This is a genomic window from Sinomonas sp. G460-2 (genome assembly GCF_047759905.1).
Taxonomy (GTDB): domain Bacteria; phylum Actinomycetota; class Actinomycetes; order Actinomycetales; family Micrococcaceae; genus Sinomonas.
Window position 1 is genome coordinate 1 of the sequence record NZ_JBKZWT010000346.1, and the last position, 3664, is coordinate 3664.

The window sequence follows — 3664 nt, forward strand, 5'->3', positions numbered from 1 at the left end:
CGCGAACGCCGTCACCGAGCCTCAGTGGCCGCGCGCCTGCTTCCGCCCCTCGGCCCGCGGCACGGCGAAATGGGTGAGCCTGGCGTCCTGCCCGTCGAGCTCGGCCCACGGCTTGTCGATCTCGAGCACGGCGAGCCCCGTCGTCGGGAAATGGCTCGCGGCGTCCATGTAGGCGTCCTGGTCTGACTCGCGCGACGCGAGGTGCAGTACGAGGTCCTGGACGCCGGGCATGTGCGCCACCACGAGAAGCGTCCGCACGGTGTCCGGGACGTGGTTGATGACCGAGAGCATCTGACCTGCTCCCGAGGCGTAGAGGCCCGACTCGAGCTTGGGCGTGGGCGCTAAGTCGCCGAGCTGGCCGCACACCCACGTGGTCGTCTGCCGCGTGCGGAGCGCCACCGAGCACAGGATGAAGTCCGGCACCACCTTGTTGGCGAGCAGCCACTTCCCGGCCTCGGGCGCGTCCGCATGGCCCCGTTCCGCGAGCGGACGGTCCACGTCCGGAACCCCGACGGGCCACGCCGCCTTCGAATGCCGCAGGACGACGAGCCGCTTCACGTGGTGCTTGCTCATGGAGCAAGCGTAGGCCAGAGCTAGATGGAGTACTCCGGCGCCGCCCAGACGACGACCTCGGGGTGCTCGTAGAAGCGGTAGCCCTGTCCGCGCACCGTGCGCACGGTGTTGGCGAGGCGCCCGAGCTTCGAGCGGAGGCGGCGGATGTGGACGTCGATGGTGCGCTCGTTGGGAACCTCTTCGGCGTTCTTCCAGAGGTTCTCGAGGAGCTCCTCGCGGCTCACCGTGCGCGTGCCGTTCTCGACGAGGTAGTTCAGGAGCTCGAACTCCTTGAACGTGAGGTTGAGGGTCGCGCCGTCGAGGTGCACCTCACGCCGTGCAAGGTCGATGAGCACGCCGCTCGGGCGGTTGTCGCTCAACTGCGCGGGGCGCGGCTCCGGTCGGGGCCGGCTGCCGATGGTCGGGTCGCCGAACGTCGAACGGACGACGTCGAGCGGGCTTCCCGGGGCGCCTGACGGGGCGACGGCGACCGCGGCGTAGCTTTCGACGCCCGGAACGAGGTTCTGCGCGTAGGCGCGGATCTCCTGGGCGATGCGAGCGATCGAGGAGCCGGCCGCCGCGGCCTGCTCCTCGGAGATGCCGACGTAGAGCACGAAACCGTGGGCCACGGTATCCGACGCGACGGAGCGGACAGGCTCCGTGCTGGGCGCGACGACGGGGGTCGGCGCGGTCATCGGGGAGTAGTCGTCCGCGACGGGGCGCAGCGGGCGCGCGCCGTAGGGTTCGGGCTGCGCGTTCGCGCGGCCTCCGAAAGGCTGGCGGACGGCAGCGGCCTGAGCGCGCTGGGCGTTGCGGACAGAGATGTGGACGTATCCGGATGCAACCGACATGGAGTGCTGACCTCGTGTGTGACTAGCCGGGGAGGCTTCGAATGCTGAACAGGTTGAGCGAAGAGCTAAGTGCTGGGGGTGGCGCAGTCAGCTATGCATTCGACAACGGCACATGGACCGACCGGCAGGTAAGCCGGAGCGGAATTCTGCCACTGCAGGAGCCGTTGAGTTCTTGTTCACACTGGGAGTGTCCCCCGTAACAATGGCTACAGGCAAGTAACAAAGCCCGGACCGTCTCACATCGTGAGAAATCGGCTTCGATTGTGATAGATCTCACGATTCGGCGCTCGCCAGATGTGAATCGCTTTTTTCATATGCCCGGCCCATTTTGGCCCCCTCGCCGAAGATTGTTCGGCGAGCAGCTCAAATCGGAGGGCTGATCAACTCCCATATCACGCGTCTCACGATATGGACATTGCATCAGTCAACGACGGGCCGCAGGGCCGCTCCCCGAGGTCACGCTCCCTTCGCACCCTACCGAGACCGGGGCCGCTCGGATGCAATCCGCTGTTACCCAAATGTGACAAACAACCGAGAGTCCCGTACGGTGGTTTGAGTGCGCGGGAGACCCTGCGCGACCTTGGGTGCCGCCCGCCGAGCTCTGCCGGTGCCCCGAGGGACTCGAAGGCAGAGACGGAGGACCCAATCGGCCGCCCTGTGGCCCGCTTAGCGCGGGTCGCGGCCCGGGGTGAAGCCCACGCCATCAGGCGGGGCCGGATGGCTCGCATCCGAACCCGGCAGCTAACTTCGCAGGCGCTAACGAGAGGCCTTTTGCGTGAGCAAAACCATGTCCTCGGGCACGCCTGTGCGTGTGCGCGGCCGCCATCGTGCGGAATCCCCCCGCCGCCTTGCCCGCATCAACGCCGGAACCACTTCCGGCGGCCGCTACCGCAATGCGGTCGTCGCCGCCTCCCTCGGAATCGTCGCCGCCTTCAGCGGTGGCGCTGCCGCGGGCGGAATGGTCCCAGCCTCTTCGACGGACGCGATCGCTGGCTCTGGACCGCAGGTCAGCGCGACGACCGATGCCCGGGTCGATTTCATCCGCCCCACGATCAACTCGGTCTCCAAGGCCCAGTCCGATCAGCAGACCAAGGACGCCGCGGCCGCCGCAAAGGCCGAGCTCCTCAAGACCCAGCCGGTCAACGACCCTGCCGGGGCGCAGGCCTACGCCTCGAGCCAGCTCGCGAAGTTCGGCTGGGGCCAGGACCAGATGCAGGCCCTCATCACGCTGTGGAACCGCGAGTCCAACTGGACGACGACGGCCACCAACTCGAGCAGCGGCGCCTACGGGATCGCTCAGTCGCTGCCCGGCAGCAAGATGAACTCCGCCGGAGACGACTGGCAGACCAACTACCGCACCCAGATCGACTGGGGCCTCGGCTACATCAAGGACCGCTACGGCTCCCCCGCGAACGCCCTCGCGTTCCACTACGCGCACAGCTGGTACTGATCGGCAGGCGCCTTTCCCGGCACCTGGGCGACGACCGCCGACGGCGCCGCTCCCCGCAGTGGGGAGCGGCGCCGTCGTTCGTCGTGGCCCGGGGCGGACGGACTGGGCCTTGGGGGCGACGGACGGCACCTTGGCAGGCCCGGCGCGTTCCGTTCGCGGCGTGTGCTGCCCTGAGCCGCTTCTGCGTGGGGAATTTCCTACGGAGAAGCGGCTTTGGGCCGCAGTTGTTGCGCGCTAGTGGCTCTGGCCGGGCTAGTTAGTCTGACCCGAGGTGCTCGTCGTGGGCGTGATAAGGATGCTCAGCGCCGCGTTACCGTTCTTGAGGGCGGTGACGCGCACGGTCTGGCCGGTCGCGAGGCTCGGAGTCGAGGACGAGGATGACCCCGAGCCCGAGCCCTGCGAGCGGCTTCCGCGCGCGGCGAAGCTCGCGACCGTGGTGTCGGAGGAGATCGCGTACGTCTGGACGTACCCGTCGGCGCTCTTGACCGTGATCTGGCTGCTTGAGACGGCGGTGACGGTGCCCGTCTGCTCGAGCTCCGTGACGTACTGGCCGTTGCGCTGGACCACATACTCGCCGTGCACAGCCTGACCGGCCGCGCCGACGCCGGTGTTGCCGGGGCCTGCGAATCCACCCGCGCCGTTTTGACCCGTACCGTTCTGGCCAGGGGCGTTCTGGCCGGTCCCGTTCTGGCCAGCGCCGCCCTGGCCTGGGGCACCGTTGCCGAGCCCCTGGCCTGCGGCGTTGGAATCGTTCGAGTTGGCTTTCGTCGCGGCGTAGACCGCGGCGCCTGCGCCACCGGCGACGACCACC

Annotated in this window: 4 protein-coding genes and 1 riboswitch; of the genes, 1 reads left to right on the plus strand and 3 read right to left on the minus strand. The window is 68.4% G+C overall.

Features of this window, described 5'->3' with window-relative positions; genetic code table 11:
• Positions 1 to 21: 21 nt before the first annotated feature.
• Together ACLN58_RS19455 and ACLN58_RS19460 are read right to left on the minus strand one after the other, a co-directional pair.
• On the minus strand, positions 22 to 573 hold the full coding sequence (locus ACLN58_RS19455; protein ID WP_415856886.1) for a SixA phosphatase family protein: 552 nt from the start codon (positions 571 to 573) through the stop codon (positions 22 to 24).
• Between the two features lie 20 nt (positions 574 to 593).
• A complete protein-coding gene (locus ACLN58_RS19460) occupies positions 594 to 1403 on the minus strand; it encodes a winged helix-turn-helix domain-containing protein (protein ID WP_415856887.1) in 810 nt (269 codons plus the stop codon).
• A gap of 582 nt (positions 1404 to 1985) precedes the next feature.
• Positions 1986 to 2174: riboswitch (cyclic di-AMP (ydaO/yuaA leader) on the plus strand.
• A gap of 4 nt (positions 2175 to 2178) precedes the next feature.
• Here ACLN58_RS19460 and ACLN58_RS19465 point away from each other — a divergent pair.
• Positions 2179 to 2853 carry a hypothetical protein gene (locus ACLN58_RS19465; RefSeq protein ID WP_415856888.1) on the plus strand — a complete coding sequence of 225 codons (675 nt, stop codon included), beginning with the start codon at positions 2179 to 2181 and terminating at the stop codon, positions 2851 to 2853.
• Between the two features lie 252 nt (positions 2854 to 3105).
• On the opposite strand, the gene ACLN58_RS19470 is transcribed toward ACLN58_RS19465, so the two are convergent.
• The coding region (locus ACLN58_RS19470) for a hypothetical protein (protein WP_415856889.1) at positions 3106 to 3664 on the minus strand (559 nt) is incomplete at its 5' end.